The sequence below is a fragment of the Arthrobacter sp. 210 2 genome, assembly GCF_059093025.1.
This window is the reverse complement of sequence record NZ_JBNHIE010000001.1, coordinates 627789-642417: the sequence shown is the minus strand read 5'-3', so window position 1 is coordinate 642417 and position 14629 is coordinate 627789. Positions and strand designations below refer to the sequence as shown.

General features: G+C 66.5%; 15 protein-coding genes. 4 read left to right on the top strand and 11 right to left on the bottom strand.

Features of this window, described 5'->3' with window-relative positions:
* Window positions 1–6 precede the first annotated feature (6 nt).
* The gene (locus AC5RWA_RS03025) at window positions 7–393 is read left to right on the top strand and encodes a hypothetical protein (protein ID WP_494056514.1); all 387 of its coding nucleotides are present in this window, start codon (window positions 7–9) and stop codon (window positions 391–393) included.
* Here AC5RWA_RS03025 and AC5RWA_RS03020 read toward each other — a convergent pair.
* Complete coding sequence (locus AC5RWA_RS03020) at window positions 390–1556, bottom strand: RtcB family protein (RefSeq protein WP_494056513.1); 1167 nt, start codon at window positions 1554–1556, stop codon at window positions 390–392. The genes AC5RWA_RS03025 and AC5RWA_RS03020 overlap by 4 nt on opposite strands.
* A gap of 78 nt (window positions 1557–1634) precedes the next feature.
* Between AC5RWA_RS03020 and AC5RWA_RS03015 the strand changes: the two genes are divergently transcribed.
* Window positions 1635–2072 (top strand): SRPBCC family protein, encoded by a 438-nt coding sequence (locus AC5RWA_RS03015; protein ID WP_494056512.1) that lies wholly within the window; start codon window positions 1635–1637, stop codon window positions 2070–2072.
* A gap of 93 nt (window positions 2073–2165) precedes the next feature.
* Here the strand turns inward: AC5RWA_RS03015 and AC5RWA_RS03010 are convergent, their stop codons facing one another.
* From AC5RWA_RS03010 to AC5RWA_RS02990, 5 genes are read right to left on the bottom strand one after another with little or no spacing between them, the layout of a single operon-like run.
* Window positions 2166–3575, bottom strand: a complete 1410-nt coding sequence (locus tag AC5RWA_RS03010; protein ID WP_494056511.1) for a sulfate adenylyltransferase subunit 1 — start codon at window positions 3573–3575, stop codon at window positions 2166–2168.
* The gene (cysD, locus tag AC5RWA_RS03005) at window positions 3575–4522 is read right to left on the bottom strand and encodes a sulfate adenylyltransferase subunit CysD (protein WP_115526347.1); all 948 of its coding nucleotides are present in this window, start codon (window positions 4520–4522) and stop codon (window positions 3575–3577) included. The genes AC5RWA_RS03010 and cysD overlap by 1 nt, the downstream gene beginning before the upstream one ends.
* Window positions 4519–5319 carry a phosphoadenylyl-sulfate reductase gene (locus tag AC5RWA_RS03000; protein ID WP_494056510.1) on the bottom strand — a complete coding sequence of 267 codons (801 nt, stop codon included), beginning with the start codon at window positions 5317–5319 and terminating at the stop codon, window positions 4519–4521. Before AC5RWA_RS03000 ends, cysD begins: the two co-directional genes overlap by 4 nt.
* Window positions 5319–7064: a nitrite/sulfite reductase gene (locus AC5RWA_RS02995; RefSeq protein WP_079596534.1), complete on the bottom strand. Its 1746-nt coding sequence runs from the start codon at window positions 7062–7064 to the stop codon at window positions 5319–5321. The genes AC5RWA_RS03000 and AC5RWA_RS02995 overlap by 1 nt, the downstream gene beginning before the upstream one ends.
* 54 nt (window positions 7065–7118) lie before the next feature.
* Complete coding sequence (locus AC5RWA_RS02990; RefSeq protein WP_494056509.1) at window positions 7119–8000, bottom strand: sirohydrochlorin chelatase; 882 nt, start codon at window positions 7998–8000, stop codon at window positions 7119–7121.
* A 60-nt stretch (window positions 8001–8060) separates the two neighbouring features.
* On the opposite strand from AC5RWA_RS02990, the gene AC5RWA_RS02985 reads away from it, so the two are divergent.
* Both AC5RWA_RS02985 and AC5RWA_RS02980 read left to right on the top strand, forming a co-directional pair.
* Window positions 8061–8729 (top strand): trimeric intracellular cation channel family protein, encoded by a 669-nt coding sequence (locus AC5RWA_RS02985; protein ID WP_079596532.1) that lies wholly within the window; start codon window positions 8061–8063, stop codon window positions 8727–8729.
* Between the two features lie 13 nt (window positions 8730–8742).
* Entirely contained in the window at window positions 8743–9171 is a 429-nt protein-coding gene (locus tag AC5RWA_RS02980; protein ID WP_079596531.1) for a hypothetical protein, read from the top strand.
* 112 nt (window positions 9172–9283) lie between these two features.
* Here the strand turns inward: AC5RWA_RS02980 and AC5RWA_RS02975 are convergent, their stop codons facing one another.
* The 5 genes from AC5RWA_RS02975 to AC5RWA_RS02955 all read right to left on the bottom strand — a co-directional run bounded on the left by AC5RWA_RS02975 (window position 9284) and on the right by AC5RWA_RS02955 (window position 14603).
* Window positions 9284–10123 (bottom strand): type IV toxin-antitoxin system AbiEi family antitoxin domain-containing protein, encoded by an 840-nt coding sequence (locus AC5RWA_RS02975; protein ID WP_494056508.1) that lies wholly within the window; start codon window positions 10121–10123, stop codon window positions 9284–9286.
* Window positions 10124–10551: 428 nt separating this feature from the next.
* Complete coding sequence (locus AC5RWA_RS02970; RefSeq protein WP_115526353.1) at window positions 10552–11652, bottom strand: polyprenyl synthetase family protein; 1101 nt, start codon at window positions 11650–11652, stop codon at window positions 10552–10554.
* Window positions 11649–12980, bottom strand: a complete 1332-nt coding sequence (locus AC5RWA_RS02965; RefSeq protein ID WP_494056507.1) for a geranylgeranyl reductase family protein — start codon at window positions 12978–12980, stop codon at window positions 11649–11651. The genes AC5RWA_RS02970 and AC5RWA_RS02965 overlap by 4 nt, the downstream gene beginning before the upstream one ends.
* A gap of 3 nt (window positions 12981–12983) precedes the next feature.
* Complete coding sequence (locus tag AC5RWA_RS02960; RefSeq protein WP_258868660.1) at window positions 12984–13760, bottom strand: demethylmenaquinone methyltransferase; 777 nt, start codon at window positions 13758–13760, stop codon at window positions 12984–12986.
* Between the two features lie 51 nt (window positions 13761–13811).
* On the bottom strand, window positions 13812–14603 hold the full coding sequence (locus AC5RWA_RS02955; protein WP_494056506.1) for an alpha/beta fold hydrolase: 792 nt from the start codon (window positions 14601–14603) through the stop codon (window positions 13812–13814).
* Between the last annotated feature and the right edge of the window lie 26 nt (window positions 14604–14629).

Below are 14629 nucleotides of genomic sequence, written 5' to 3'. Positions count from 1 at the left end.
ATGCTGATGAAGACTGCTGTTACTGCCACCGTAAGGAACTATTGGCTGGTCCTGGCCGGCATGCTAGGGCTGACCGTGGGAGTGGTGGCAACGGCAACATGGCCGTGGCCGGTGATTACGGGTGCCGCTTTGATTCTCGTCGCCGTCCTGTACGGCAGCAGACACCGCCAACTGAGCCGGGACATCCGCGGCAGGTTTGCTGGGGCCGGCCCGGGCGCGGGCGTTATCGGGAGCATCTTCGGGGCCGCCGCGGTACTCCTTCGTGGCACGCCGGCCGCCCTCTGGGCGGGACCGCTCCTGGGCGTGGCCGCCTTTGTGGGGATGTCCCTTTACCTCACCCGTTATGGGTCCTTCTCTTCGAAAACCGGCGAGGCCGCATCCGGGTCCAGCTAGTTGCCCTTGACGTTGACTAGCTGCCGCAGCTTGTGCCGGACCTTCACCAGGTCTGCGGCGTCCTGCATCACCTGGTCGATCGGTTTGTACGCGGCGGGAATTTCGTCGATGAATGCCTCCGACGCACGGAACTCAATCCCGCGCATGGCCCGCTTCAGCTCCTCGAGCGAAAAAGTCTTTCGGGCCGCGTTGCGTGAGTACTCCCGGCCCGCCCCGTGCGGCGAGGAGTTCAGAGACTCCGGGTTGCCGAGCCCTTCCACAACATACGACGCCGTCCCCATGGACCCGGGGATCAGTCCGGGATCGCCGCGCTCGGCTTTGATGGCGCCCTTTCGCGACACCCACAAGGACTTGCCGTAGTGCGTCTCCTGCTGGGTGAAGTTGTGGTGGCAGTTGATCCGTTCGCGTTCCTGCACCGGCCCGCCCACCCAGCGGCTGAACTGGGCGCTCACCCGGTCCATCATTTCCTCGCGGTTCAGCAGCGCGAAGTGCTGGGCCCACCGCAGCTCGGCGATATACCGGTCGAACTGCGGCGTCCCCTCGTCGAGATAGGCGAGGTCCGGGTCGGGGAGGTAAACCTGGTCCTTCCGCGCGACATGCCGGGCGACGCCAATGTGGTGCTGGGCAATTTTGTTGCCGATGCCCCGCGAGCCGGAGTGCAGGAAGAGCCAGACGTTGTCGTTCTCATCCGCGCAGACTTCGATGAAGTGGTTGCCCGAGCCCAGGGATCCCAGCTGCAGTTCCCATTTGGCCACGTATTGGGCGGGATCGAACCCCGCTTTTGAGGCCAGCGCCTTCAGTTCGGCGATCCGGGGTTCGGCGGTGGGCAGGATCTTCTTGTTGTTATGGCCAGCGGACAGCGGAATGACCCGTTCGATGTCCTCCCGGATCCGCTTCCTGTCCGCCGGCAGGTCCTTCAGCGTGTACTGCGTCCGGACCGCGATCATGCCGCAGCCGATATCAACTCCCACCGCGGCGGGAATAATCGCCCGCAGGGTTGGGATGACAGAACCCACGGTAGCGCCCTTGCCCAGGTGCGCGTCCGGCATGAGCGCCAGGTGCGGGTAGATAAACGGCAACTCTGCCGTCATCACGGCCTGTTTCCGGGTCTGGTCATCCAGGATGGACGCCCAGTTGAGAAGCTTGTTGTTGATGGTTTCCATGCTCCGTCTCCCACTGCACCGCCGAGGACTAACGTAAGTCCTAGGCTAAACCCGGTACCCCCTGAAGGAGACGCAAACATGGTGAACGTCCAAACCGAGATCCTCATCAACCGCCCGCGCGCGGAGGTGGCGGCGTATGCGGCCAACCCGGACAACGCGCCGAAGTGGTACGTCAATATCCATAAATCCCAGCGGCTGACTGACGGCCCAACAGGTACAGGTTCCAAGGTGGCGTTCACCGCAAAGTTCCTGGGCCGGGAGCTGAACTACACCTATGAGTTTGTGGAATACGTTCCCGGCGAAAAGCTGGTGATGCGCACCGCCCAGGGTCCGTTCCCCATGCAGACCACCTACACCTGGACCGACGAAGGCGGCGGAACCCGGATGACGCTGGGCAACACCGGCAAGCCCTCGGGTTCCTCCAAACTCGCCGGGCTGGTCATGGCCCCGATGATCGGCCGCGAGACCCGGAAGGACCTGCAGAAGCTCAAGTCGATGCTTGAGGCCCGCCAGTAAGCCAGTCCCCTTAAACCGCGAAATCGCCGGAATGCAACGAGGCCGCCGCAATTTTGCGGCGACCTCGTTGCATTCCGGCGAACTCGGCGAAAATCAGATGCTGTAGCGCTCGTCCTCGTGGTCGCCCGGGTGGTCCTTGACCAGGCCTGCGGCCAGCGTGTTGCCGTCCAGCGGGTCGATCACCAGGAACGCGCCGGTGCGGCGGTGGTGCAGGTAGTTCTCGAGCGGCAGCGGCGCGGCGAGCCGGAGCTGCGCGTGGCCGATGTCGTTCAGTTCCAGGTTCGAGGCGGGCTCCAGCTTGAAGGACGCGAGGTCCAGCTTGCCGGACACGTTGCGGACCAGTGCCTGCACGGTGCGGGTGCCGTGCTTCACCAGCACCTTCTGGCCCTCGCGGAGCGGCTTCGGGGACAGCCAGCACAGCGCCGCGTAAAGGTCGGCTGACGCTTCCCGGACGGTGCCGGCAGCAGCAATGGTGTCACCGCGGGCGACGTCGAACTCCTCCGCCAGGCGGATCGCGACGGACTGCGGGGCGGCGGCTTCCTCCAGCGAGGCGCCGGCGAAATCGATGCCAACAACAGTTGTGGTGCGCGGGTCCTGGCCGGGCGTCAGCACGGAGACCTTGTCGCCCACCTTGACGGAGCCTTCGGTGATCTGGCCGGCGTACGCGCGGTAGTCGCGGTAGGCCTCCACATCCAGGCCGGCGGCCACGGCATCGGGAGCCAGCGCGCCCTGTGGACGGATGACCAGCTGCACCGGGAAGCGGAAGCTCTCAAGGTGGCTTTCCAGCTCGTCGGCGGCGGGCAGGGTCTCGAGCACCTCAAGCAGGGCCGGGCCGGTGTACCAGGGGGTCCGCTCCGAGCGCTCCACCACGTTGTCGCCGTCGAGCGCGGAAACGGGCACAACCAGCAGGTCGGAGATGCCGTCGGAGCCGAGGCCCAGCTCGCGGCCCACCTGCTGCACGTCGGCTTCGATCTCGCGGAACACGGACTCGCTGAAGTCCACCAGGTCGATCTTGTTCACGGCCACGATCACGTGCGCCACACGCAGCAGCTGCAGCACGGACAGGTGCCGGCGGGTCTGTTCCAGCACACCCTTGCGGGCGTCGATGAGTACGACGACGGCATCCGCAGTGGACGCGCCCGTCACCGTGTTCTTGGTGTACTGGACGTGCCCGGGGCAGTCGGCCAGGATGAAGCTGCGGCGGTCGGTGGCGAAGTAGCGGTAGGCCACGTCGATGGTAATGCCCTGTTCGCGCTCGGCACGCAGGCCGTCGGTCAGCAGCGCCAGGTCGATGCCGCCCTTTTCGCCGCCGAAGCCGCGGTCCGCGGAGGTGCGGGCAACGGCGTCGAGCGTGTCAGCCAGGATTGCCTTGGAATCGTGAAGGAGGCGGCCCACCAAAGTGGACTTGCCGTCGTCGACCGATCCTGCGGTGGCGAAACGGAAGAGCGTAGTGGGCAGGCCTTCGGTGAGTGAGCCTGTCGAAATCTCGGAAATCGTGCTCATTAGAAATACCCGTCCTTCTTGCGGTCTTCCATGGCTGCCTCGGAGATGCGGTCATCTGCACGGGTGGCGCCACGTTCGGTGAGGGTGGAGGCAGCAACTTCAACGACGACGTCGGCCACCGTGTAGGCGTCGGACTCGACGGCGCCGGTGCAGGACATGTCGCCCACGGTGCGGTAGCGGACGGTCTTGGTGATGACTTCCTCGTGGGGCAGGGGCTGGGACACCTCGCCCACTGCGCGCCACATGCCGTCGCGGGCGAAAACCTCGCGCTCGTGGGCGTAGTACAGGCCGGGCAGCTCGATGTTCTCGCGCTCGATGTAGCGCCAGATGTCCAGCTCGGTCCAGTTGCTGATGGGGAACGCACGGACGTGCTGGCCCACGGTGTGGCGGCCGTTGTAGAGGTTCCACAGCTCGGGGCGCTGGTTGCGCGGGTCCCACTGGCCGAACTCGTCGCGCAGGCTCAGGATGCGCTCCTTGGCGCGGGCCTTGTCCTCGTCGCGGCGGCCGCCGCCGAACACGGCGTCGAACTTGTTCTGCTGGATGGCGTCCAGCAGCGGGACGGTCTGCAGCGGGTTGCGGGTGCCGTCGGCACGCTCGGCGAGCTCGCCGCGGTCGATGAACTCCTGCACGGAGCCGACCACGAGCTTCAGGCCCAGGCGCTCCACGGTGCGGTCGCGGAAGTCGATGACCTCCGGGAAGTTGTGGCCGGTGTCCACGTGCAGCACGGGGAACGGGACCTTGCCGGGCCAGAATGCCTTGGTGGCCAGGTGCAGCATCACCACGGAGTCCTTGCCGCCGGAGAACAGCAGCGCGGGCTTCTCGAACTCGGCAACAACCTCGCGGATGATGTGGATGGCCTCGGACTCAAGGGTGTCCAGGCTGGAGAGGCGCGTGGAAACGGCGGCTTCAGTCACCTGGGTGGTCTCCTCGGTTAGGGAAGTGCTCATACGTGTAGTCCGCATTCTGTCTTGTCGGTCCCTGCCCAGCGGCCGGCGCGGGGGTCGTCGCCCGGCGCCACCTTCCGGGTGCAGGGCTGGCAGCCAATGGAGGGGTAACCCTGGGAAAGCAGCGGGTTGACGGGCAGGAGGTTGTCGTCCGAGTACTGGACCAGCTGGTCGAAGGTCCACGCGGCCACCGGGTTCACCTTGACCAGGCCGTTGGCCTCGTCCCAGGTGACCAGCGGGGTGTTGGTGCGGGTGGGTGCCTCGTCGCGGCGGACGCCGGTGAACCAGAGTTCGTAGCCGGACAGGGTGCGGCGCAGCGGGGCCACCTTGCGGAGGGCGCAGCACTGGGCGGCGTCACGGGCGAAGAGGTCCTTGCCCAGGAGGCGGTCCTGCTGCTCCACCGTGTTCTCGGGGAGCACGTCCACCACGTTGACGCGGAGATTTGCGGCTACCTCGTCACGCGTGGCGTAGGTTTCCGGGAAGTGGTAGCCGGTCTCAAGGAACAGGACGTCGACGCCGGGCATCTGGTCCGCGACCAGGGCCGGCAGGACGGCGTCGGCCATGGAGCAGGCGACGGCGACGGCGGGCAGGTCGAAGTTGCGCTCCACCCAGGCGATGACGTCGCGGGCGGGGGCGTCCCAGCCGAGCTCGGCGGCGCCGGCTTCGGCGAGGGCCTTCAGCTCTTCCTTCGAGCGGAGCTTGGGGGTTTCGGCAGCCTTGGTTTCGACAAGCTCAACCACCGTCGCCTTTGCCTCAGCCGGCTCAACCACAGGGTCTACTCCGAGTGCGTGCTTGCTCATTACTGGAGTGCCTCCTCGTCTGCTGCGTGGGCCCATTCGGCGAAGGTCTGGCCCTCGGCGCGCTGGGCAACGAAGGTGCGGACAACGCGCTCAACGTAGTCGGGCAGGTCGTCCACGTACACCTTCAGGCCACGGACGGTGCGTCCCAGGCCGGCCTCTTCGCGGCTGCTGGAAGCCAGCCCGCCGCCCAGGTGGACCTGGAAGCCCGGGGAGGGGTCGCCGTCGGGCGTGGGAAGCATCATGCCCTTAAGCCCGATGTCCGCGGTCTGGATGCGGGCGCAGGAGTTGGGGCAGCCGTTGATGTGCAGGGACAGCGCGTGCGGCAGCTCGCCGGATTCGGCGAGGTCGGCCAGGCGGCGCTCAAGTTCGGCAACGGCTGTGGCGGCGGTGTGCTTGGTCTCCACGATGGCCAGCTTGCAGTACTCGATGCCGGTGCAGGCGATGGTGCCGCGGCGGAACACGGACGGGCGGGCGGACAGGCCCAGCGCGTCGAGCTCGGCCACCAAGGGCTCCACGTGGTCCTTCTCGACGTCCAGGACAACGAGCTTCTGGTGCGGGGTGGTGCGCAGGCGGTAGGAGCCGCGGGCTTCCAGGGTGTCCGCGAGCTTGACCAGGGCGGCCCCTGACAGGCGGCCGGCCACCGGCGTGGCGCCGATGAAGAACTTGCCGTCCTTCTGCTCGTGCACGCCCACATGGTCGCCGGGGGTGGTGGGCTTGGGCGCGGCGGGGCCGTCGGCCAGCTTGTAGCCCAGGTATTCGTCCTCCAGGATCTGGCGGAACTTCTCCGGTCCCCAGTCGGCCATCAGGAACTTCAGGCGGGCCTTGGTGCGCATGCGGCGGTAGCCGTAGTCGCGGAAGATGCTGGTGACGCCGAGCCACACGTCCGCTGCCTGCTCCGGCGTCACAAACGCGCCAAGGCGCTTGCCGAGCATCGGGTTGGTGGACAGCGCGCCCCCTGCCCAGAGGTCGTAGCCGATGCCCAGCTCGGGGTGGCGCACACCTACCAGGGCGAAGTCGTTGATCTCGTGGACCACGTCCTGGCTGGGGTGTCCGGTGATGGCGGTCTTGTACTTGCGGGGCAGGTTGGACAGCAGCGGGTTGCCGATGAACCGCTCCCCCAGCTCGGCGATCAGCGGGGTGGGGTCGATGATCTCGTCCTTGGCGATGCCGGCCACGGGCGAGCCGAGGATCACGCGGGGAACGTCGCCGCAGGCCTCGGTGGTGGACAGGCCAACACCTTCCAGGCGGTTCCAGATTTCGGGGATGTCCTCCACGCGGATCCAGTGCAGCTGGATGTTCTGGCGGTCGGTGAGGTCGGCGGAGTCCCTTGCGAAGTCCACGGAGATCTGGCCGATGACGCGCAGCTGCTCGGTGGTGAGCGCGCCGCCGTCGATCCTCACGCGGAGCATGAAGTACTTGTCTTCGAGCTCGTGCGGCTCAAGGGTTGCGGTCTTGCCGCCGTCGATCCCCTGCTTGCGCTGGGTGTACAGGCCCCACCAGCGGAACCGGCCGTGCAGGTCCTGGCCCGGGATGGCGTCGAAGCCTTCCTTGGCGTAGATGGTTTCGATACGCTCGCGCACGTTAAGGCCGTCGTCTTCCTGTTTCCAGGTTTCGTTGGCGTTAAGGGGCGTCTTGCCGTCCACTTTCCACTGCCCGTGCGGCTTTGCAGCGGGACGGGCAGGGCGGGCGGGGCGCTTAGGGGCAGCGGAGTCCGCGGACGCTCCGGCTAGAGCTGTATCAGTCATGCATCGACTGTAGGTCCCGCCCGAATTGCGTCACAAAGGCCCGGAAACGCTAAGTCACCTAGGGAAATATTTCGTCACGAAACGCCGGACCGCCTTGAAGAAGCCTTCCTGCTGTGCATCGGACGGGCGGTCCGCGGCGGCTTCCGCCGGGCCCTTACCCTTCGGTTTCGCCGGCTGCGCAGCCGGCGCTGCTGCGGCAGCTTCCCGGGCCTTCGCGACGGCGGCGTCGTACCGTTCGAGCGCAATCTCGGCGAGCACCGGAGACGGCAGCAGCGGCTCGGTGATGAGGTCGGCGCCCGCCTTGGCGAGCTGGTCGTGGAAGAAGCCCGGCGCCAGGAGGTATGAGGCAATCACGACGCGCCCGCCGACGTCGACCGCTCCCGCGGACTCCCCCGCGCCGGCACCGCCTTCCAGTTCCTCCCGAAGCATCGCGACGGCGTCGGGCACGGAAGGCTTGGCGGAGGCACCATAGGCGGCCACCATCCGGTTGGACCGCAGCTCCTGCAGCTGGCCCAATAGCTCCTCCACGCTGAGCGCGGCGTTGGGGTTGGACGAACCCGCAGCGGCCAGCACGATCACGTCGTTATCCGTTACCCCGGCTTCGCGCAGCCGCTGGTCAAGCAGTGCCGCCAGGCGGGGATCCGGGCCCAGCGGTGCGGCCGCCGCGCTGCCCGGGCGGCTCTTGACTGCCCGCGCGATGTCCACCTTCACGTGGTAGCCCACGCTCAGCAGCAGCGGCACCACGACGGCGGACTCCCCCTCCGGCAGGCCCGCCACCACGTCCACCAGGTCGGGCTGCTGGACGTCCACGTACGCTTCCCGGACGTCGAGGCCGGGGCGGAGGGCGGCGATGCCGTCGCGCAGGGCGTTGACCTCGGCGGCTCCCTGTGTGTTGGACGTCCCATGGGCGCAGGCGATCATGATGGGGCTGTTCATAGGGGCTAGCGTAACGTTGGAGCCGCCCTGTCCGCCCTCTTTGAATTGCCGGGACGCTCCATGACATTCCCTTTTGACATCGCCCTGGTATGGCTGGACCTGGCCGGTATCTTTTTCTTTGCCGTCTCGGGATCCCTGCTGGCGGCGCGGAAGCGGTTCGACATCCTGGGCTCGCTCCTGTTGGCCTCGTTGGTGTCCCTGGGCGGGGGCGTAATCCGCGACATTATCCTCAACACCGTTCCGGCCGCCTTCACCAACCCGGCCTACCTGGTGCCGCCGCTGCTGGCAACGGTGCTGGTGTATTTCCTGTACTCCAGCGTCCAGCGTTTCACCTCGCTTTTGGTCCTGTTCGACGCGGGCGGGCTGGCACTGTTCTGCATCACCGGCACCCTGAAGGCGATTTCGTTGGGAATGAACCCGCTTGCAGCAGTCCTCTTGGGCGTCACAACTGCGGTGGGCGGCGGGCTGCTGCGCGATATCACTGCCAACGAGGTGCCGCAGCTGTTTGATGCCGGGGATCTGTATGCGCTGCCGGCCTTCAGCGGGGCAACCCTGACCTCCGTGCTGTGGGTGACGGGTTCATTCAATGCCGTCACTGCGTGCCTGGTTGCGGCTGTTGTTTTTGCCTTCCGGGTGGTGGCGTGGCGCCGGTCCTGGTACGTGCCGCTGGCGGTCCAGGGGTGGCACCGGCCGGGCCCTGACGGCGGCGAAGCGAGGGTCCGCAATTAGCTAGGATATGAGCATGACTGACATGTTCCTCGAGAAGTTCCGCTCGCTTGTTCCGAAGTATCTCGAGGATGAATGGCAGGAAGAGGACGGGCTGTCCGAAGAGGAGCTGGACAAGGCCCTGGCCGAGCACCAGTTCCAGATCCCCTTGGTCCTCCGCGAGTTCTACCTCGCCCTGGGTGGCTGCGAGGACCTCATGGAGGCCTACCACTACTTCTGGGACCCCGAAGAGCTCGAGGTGGACGACGAAGGTTTCCTCATGTTCCTCGAGGACGAGGAAGAGCAGTTCACCTGGGGCTTCCGGGTGGGCGACCTCGGCATCCCGGACCCCATCGTGTACCGCCGCAACAACGCCCGCGGCCAGTGGAAGTCCGAAGAAGGCACCTTCTCCGAGTTCGTGTTCGACATGTTCGAATGGGCCTTCGAGGACGACGAAGAGGACTAGGGCTCCTCTGCTTCGGGCCTCCGGCCTTCCTGGGGCACTTTGACACGGACACGCGGGGTATCGAGCCTGTTCCTCGGCTTGCAGCGCCCAAAATGCCCCACGACGGCGGTACTCAGCGGCCGCTAAAAGCTCCCCGCCGGCTCTGATCGAGCACCGCCAACACTTGGGCCACCATCCGCTCCGGGTGATGGACGACGTCGGCATAGCCGAACCGGAGGCAGAGGCGGCCGCCGATCACCGTGGCATTGTTGCGCGTCCTGTCCTTTTTGACCTGGTTGGGCTCCAGGTGCGTGGCGCCGTCGGTCTCCACAACCAGGCATTCCTCAACCAGGAAATCCACCTCGCCCACTTCTGGAATCTGGACATGCCTCCGGACATGGAGCCCCGCCCGGCTGAAGTGGTAGTTGGCCAGTACCTCCAAAATAGAGTCCGCCCGTGGGATCACATAATCCAGAACTGAGCGGGCGCGGGCATTACGGTTTCCGGGAAGCTTGCGGCGCAGGAAGTCGAGGGTGATGTCTCCCCGCTGTGCCGCGCTTTGAACCATAACCAAGGCCTCGACCTCGGGCAGGCAGTGCAAGGCATGGATCAGGACGTCGGCCAAACCTGCGACAGGCAGCCAGGGGTGCACAGGATGGAGTATGCGGCCGTGGGTCAACGTTCCGGGCACCGTCTTTTTGTGGCCCGGACTCAGATGGACCTTGTCTGCCTCCTGCATCGTCCACAGCTGGTAGAGGGGCGCGCCGGACAGGCAAGTCAGTAGTGCATTGTGCTGCAGCGCCAACCCGAGAGCTCCGGCTTCGTCCGGCAGGCTGTAAACACCCCGCCGGACCCGGACAATTTGCCGGGCATCCAGTGCCTTGTCCAGCCGTGTTCGTGAGTAGCCGGCTTTCAGGAGACGGGCGGTCCGGGCAGCGCCGCCCCGGCGCCGGAGAAAGGTTTCGATGTCCATGAATTCACAGTGGCGCGAAGCTCATACCAGGAGCAGTGCGAAGCGCCCTCATGTGGACAACCGGTCCGTCCCGGGGCACTTCGACGCGGACACGCCGCGACTTTGCCGCCAAATCCCGCAATAGGCCTTCAAAGTGCCCCACGAGGGCTCCAGATCCAGCGGCGAAAAGTTTTTGACACGGACAGTAACAAGGGGCTTGCTTCTTGTGACAAACCTGTCATAGACTGTTTCCGGATCCGCTAAACGCCTCCGGCGGGTCTGATGCGAACGGAGAGATAGCCCCGGTTCACAGCAACATATGACTCGTATTGTTGTTGCGGACCGGGGCTATCCCGTTTAACAGGCGCCCCGGCGAACGGGACGGCGGCGCCGCACATGGAGAAGCCCGGCGCCTGGGGGGAGCCGGGCTTCGACATATCCAAAGAAAGCTAGCTGGCGCGGTCCACCACGGCCAGGGCGAAGTTGGACAGCGAATCCTTGACCACGCCTTCGGGCAGCGGGGCCAACGCGGCAATCGCTTCATTGGCCCAGCGGCGCGCAACCACCCAGGATTCTGCAGTCACGGGGTGCTCGCGCAGGCCGGCAACAGCCTCGGCCAATGCCTCATCGGAGGTCAGGTCACCGTCGATCAGCCGGAGAAGTTCGACGGCGGACTGGTCGCCGTCCGCGGCAGCCTTTCGCAGGAGCAGCACCGGCAGGGTGGGCACCCCTTCGCGCAGGTCGGTCCCCGGCGATTTGCCGGACTTCACCTTAACGCCGGTGACGTCAATGACGTCGTCCGCGAGCTGGAAGGCAACCCCCACCTTCTCGCCGTACTCCACCAGCACATTCTCGAATTCGGGATCAGCCCCGGCGAAGATGGCGCCCAGCTGGCCGGAAGCGGCCACCAGCGATCCGGTCTTGTCGGCGATCACGGAGAGGTAGTGCGCCACCGGATCCTCGTCCGGGCGCGGGCCGACGGTTTCGTGCAGCTGGCCCAGGCACAGGCGCTCGAAGGTGCGGGCCTGGATGCCCAGCGCCCGGGAGCCGAGCTCGGACACCAGGATGGAGGCGCGGGCAAAGATGAGGTCGCCGGTGAGGACGGCTACGGAGTTTCCCCACACTTCGTGGGCCGTGGGGGCGCCACGGCGGAACGGGGCGGAGTCCATCACGTCGTCGTGGTACAGGGTTGCCAGGTGCGTCAGTTCAACAACGACGGCGGCCTGCACCACTGCGGGCAGGGATGCGTCGCCGAGGTGGGCGCAGAGCAGGGTGAGCAGCGGCCGGATCCGCTTGCCGCCGGCTTCCACCAGGTGACGCGACGTTGCGTCAGCCAGGGGATCCGAGTTGGCGATGGCTTCGCGGAGCTTCTTCTCCACCTTGGCCAGGTTGTTGGTGATGGCCGGGCCCAGTTCAGCGTCCTCGGCAATGGCGGCAAAACCCGCGGGCAGCTGGAGGCCGGTGGCGATGGCGCTGGTGTTGAGCGAAGGTTCAGCGGCCGTCATGCCGTGTCCGGCGTGGGTCCAGCTGTGGTCTGCGGGGTTGGTCACGGGTTAACCCTAACTTTTTGTTGCGGATACCGCTGGTTCGAAGCAGACGGGGTAGTGGATGTGGCCGGAACCAGCGATTCCAGGACACGGATCATCCGGTCCTCGACGCCCTTCGCCGACGGGTCGGTGAGGTTGGCCAGAAGCCGCACCACAAACCGCATCAGCACCGGGATGGGCATGCCCGTACGCAGCGCGAGCTTCATGACGGCGGGCTTGCCGATCAGCGCGGCGAACGCGCGGCCCAGGGTGAAGTGCGATCCCCACTGCTGGCGCACATAGTCCGCGTACCTGCCAAGGTGCGCGTCGGCGTCGTACATTCCGCCCGAAGAAGCCGAGCGCGAGGAGGCATCGATGATGAATTCGGCGGCGAAGCGCGCGGACTCCATCGCGTAGGAGATGCCTTCGCCGTTGAACGGGGAGACCATGCCGCCGGCGTCGCCCAGGAGGAGCAGGCCGGGTGAATAGTGCGGGGTGCGGTTGAAGCCCATGGGCAGGGCGGCGCCGCGGATTTCGCCTACCTGGTTTTCGGGCGTGAAGCCCCAGTCCGCGGGCATGCCGGCGGTCCATTCACGCAGGACCTGCTTGTAGTCGAGCTTGCCGAATTCCTTGGAGGAGTTCAGGATGCCCAGGCCCACATTGGAGGTGCCGTCGCCCACGCCGAACACCCAGCCGTAGCCGGGCAGCAGCTTGCCGTCGCGTCCGGGGAGCTCCAGCCAGCCTTCCATCCAGTCGTCGTCGGTGCGCGGGCTGGTGAAGTAGGTGCGTACAGCCACGCCGAGGGGACGGTCGTCGCGCTTCTGGATGCCGAGGGACACGGCGGTGCGCGTGGAGTTGCCGTCCGCGGCGAGGACGACGTCGGCGCTGAACTCGCGCGTCTCCCCCGTCTTGCGTCCGGACTCGTCCAAGAGCGCTGCGCGGACGCCGGTCACGCGGCCGCTTCCGTTGGAGAGGGCGTCGGTAACGCTGTGCCTCTCAAGGATGGTGGCTCCGGCTGCCTGGGCGTGCCGGGCCAGTTCCTCGTCGAAGCCCAGGCGCGTTCGGATCAGGCCGTACTGCGGGAAGTCGGAGACCTCGGGCCAGGGCAGTTCGATGGTGCGGCCCCCGGCAATCAGGCGCAGGCCCTTGTTGCGGCGCCAGCCGTCGTTTTCCGGGTGCGGCAGGCCGAGCTTCTGGATCTCACGGACGGCGCGGGGCGTGAGCCCGTCACCGCAGACCTTTTCCCGGGGGAAGCTGGTCTTTTCCAGCACCGTGACCTCGATGCCCGCCTTGGCGAGGTAGTACGCGGCAGTGGATCCAGCCGGACCCGCGCCGACAATCAGTACCCTCACAGGTCAGCGGGTGATGTTGCGGCGCAGCTTGGCCACCGGGCCTTTGCGCGCAGCGATGGCGGCAGCCCCGCCGTCGGGCGTTGACTCCGGAGCCTTGAACGCACGGTGCACCGCCACGATGCCGCCGGTGAGGTTGCGGTAGGTGACGTTTTCCCAGCCCGTTTCCTGCAGCCATGAGGCCAGGTGGTCCTGGTCCGGCCAGGCGCGGATGGACTCGGCCAGGTAGACGTAGGCGTCCGGGTTGGAGGCGACCTTGACGGCGATGGCTGGCAGGGCGCGCATGAGGTATTCGGTGTACATGGTGCGCCAGAGCGGCACCACGGGCTGGGAGAACTCGGCAATGACCAGGCGGCCGCCGGGCTTGGTGACGCGGAGCATCTCCTGCAGCGCCTTCTTGGGCTCGTTGACGTTCCGCAGGCCGAAGGAAATGGTGGTGGCGTCAAACGTGTTGTCCGCGAACGGCAGGTTGGTGGCGTCGCCGGCGATGAAGTCGATATCGGGGCGGCGGCGCTTGCCGACCTTGAGCATCCCGAGGGAAAAGTCGCAGGCCACCACATCTATGCCTGCATCGGCATATGGCTCGCTGGAGGTGCCGGTGCCGGCGGCCAGGTCCAACACCCGCTGGCCCTTGGAGACTTCCATGGCTTCCACCACAACCTTGCGCCAGCGGCGGGTCTGCCCCATCGAGAGGACATCATTGACGACGTCGTATTTCGGTGCGACGTCGTCAAACATCGTGGCTACTTCGTCCGGACGCTTATCCAAGGATGCTCGGTTCACCATGTCATTGTCTCAAATGTTCGGCAGCGTCCGGACCACCGGGCGTTTGACTCACGGCTGCCGCAGGAATGCCCTAACATCCTCCGCCACCAGGTCAGGGCACTCCCACAGGACCAGGTGGCCGGCGTCCGGGTAGATCTTCAGTTCCGCGCCCGGGATGCGTGCCGCCAGCTCTGTCTGGTCCGTCCGGGACAGCAGTGTGTCCTGCCCGCCGTACAGGATCAGCGCGGGCACGTTGATCGTTCCTGCTTCGGTGGGCGGGATGGCTTCGTAGAGGCCTCGCAGCGCGTCCTTCCAGACGTACGCCGGCATCATCATGCCGTCTCGGACGCGGTCCTCAAAGAACCACTGCGGGACGGACCGGTGCAGGGGGAACCACTCGAGCGACTGCCGCACCCACGCCTCGTCCATCGGATCCGCCAGGGCATCGACGTCGTCCGCGAACGGCGGGCGGCCGGCAAGGCTGAGGGGCGAGCCCACAAGTACCAGCGCATCCACGCGTCCCGGCTGGCCCAAAGCCAACTGCTGGGCCACATAACCGCCGCTCGAAGAGCCGAGCACGGCTGCCGATTCCAGCCCCAAGGCATCGAGGATGGCCGCCACGTCCCCGGCCTGGTCACGCAGGGAGTAGCCGTGGCGTGGCTTGTCGGCCTCACCCTGTCCGCGGAGGTCCGGAGCGGCGATGCGGAACCAAGGCAGCAGCGGGACCAGGCGGTCAAAGGACCTGCGCGATTCACCCCAGGCATGCAGGAGGAGCAGCGGCCTGGCCGTGGGATCGCCCTGGATCAGGCATGGGACGGTGATACCGGTGCTGAGCGTGAGCCTGCGGACTTCCGCGTCCATAGCTGAAGGGTACGCCCCGCCGGTGA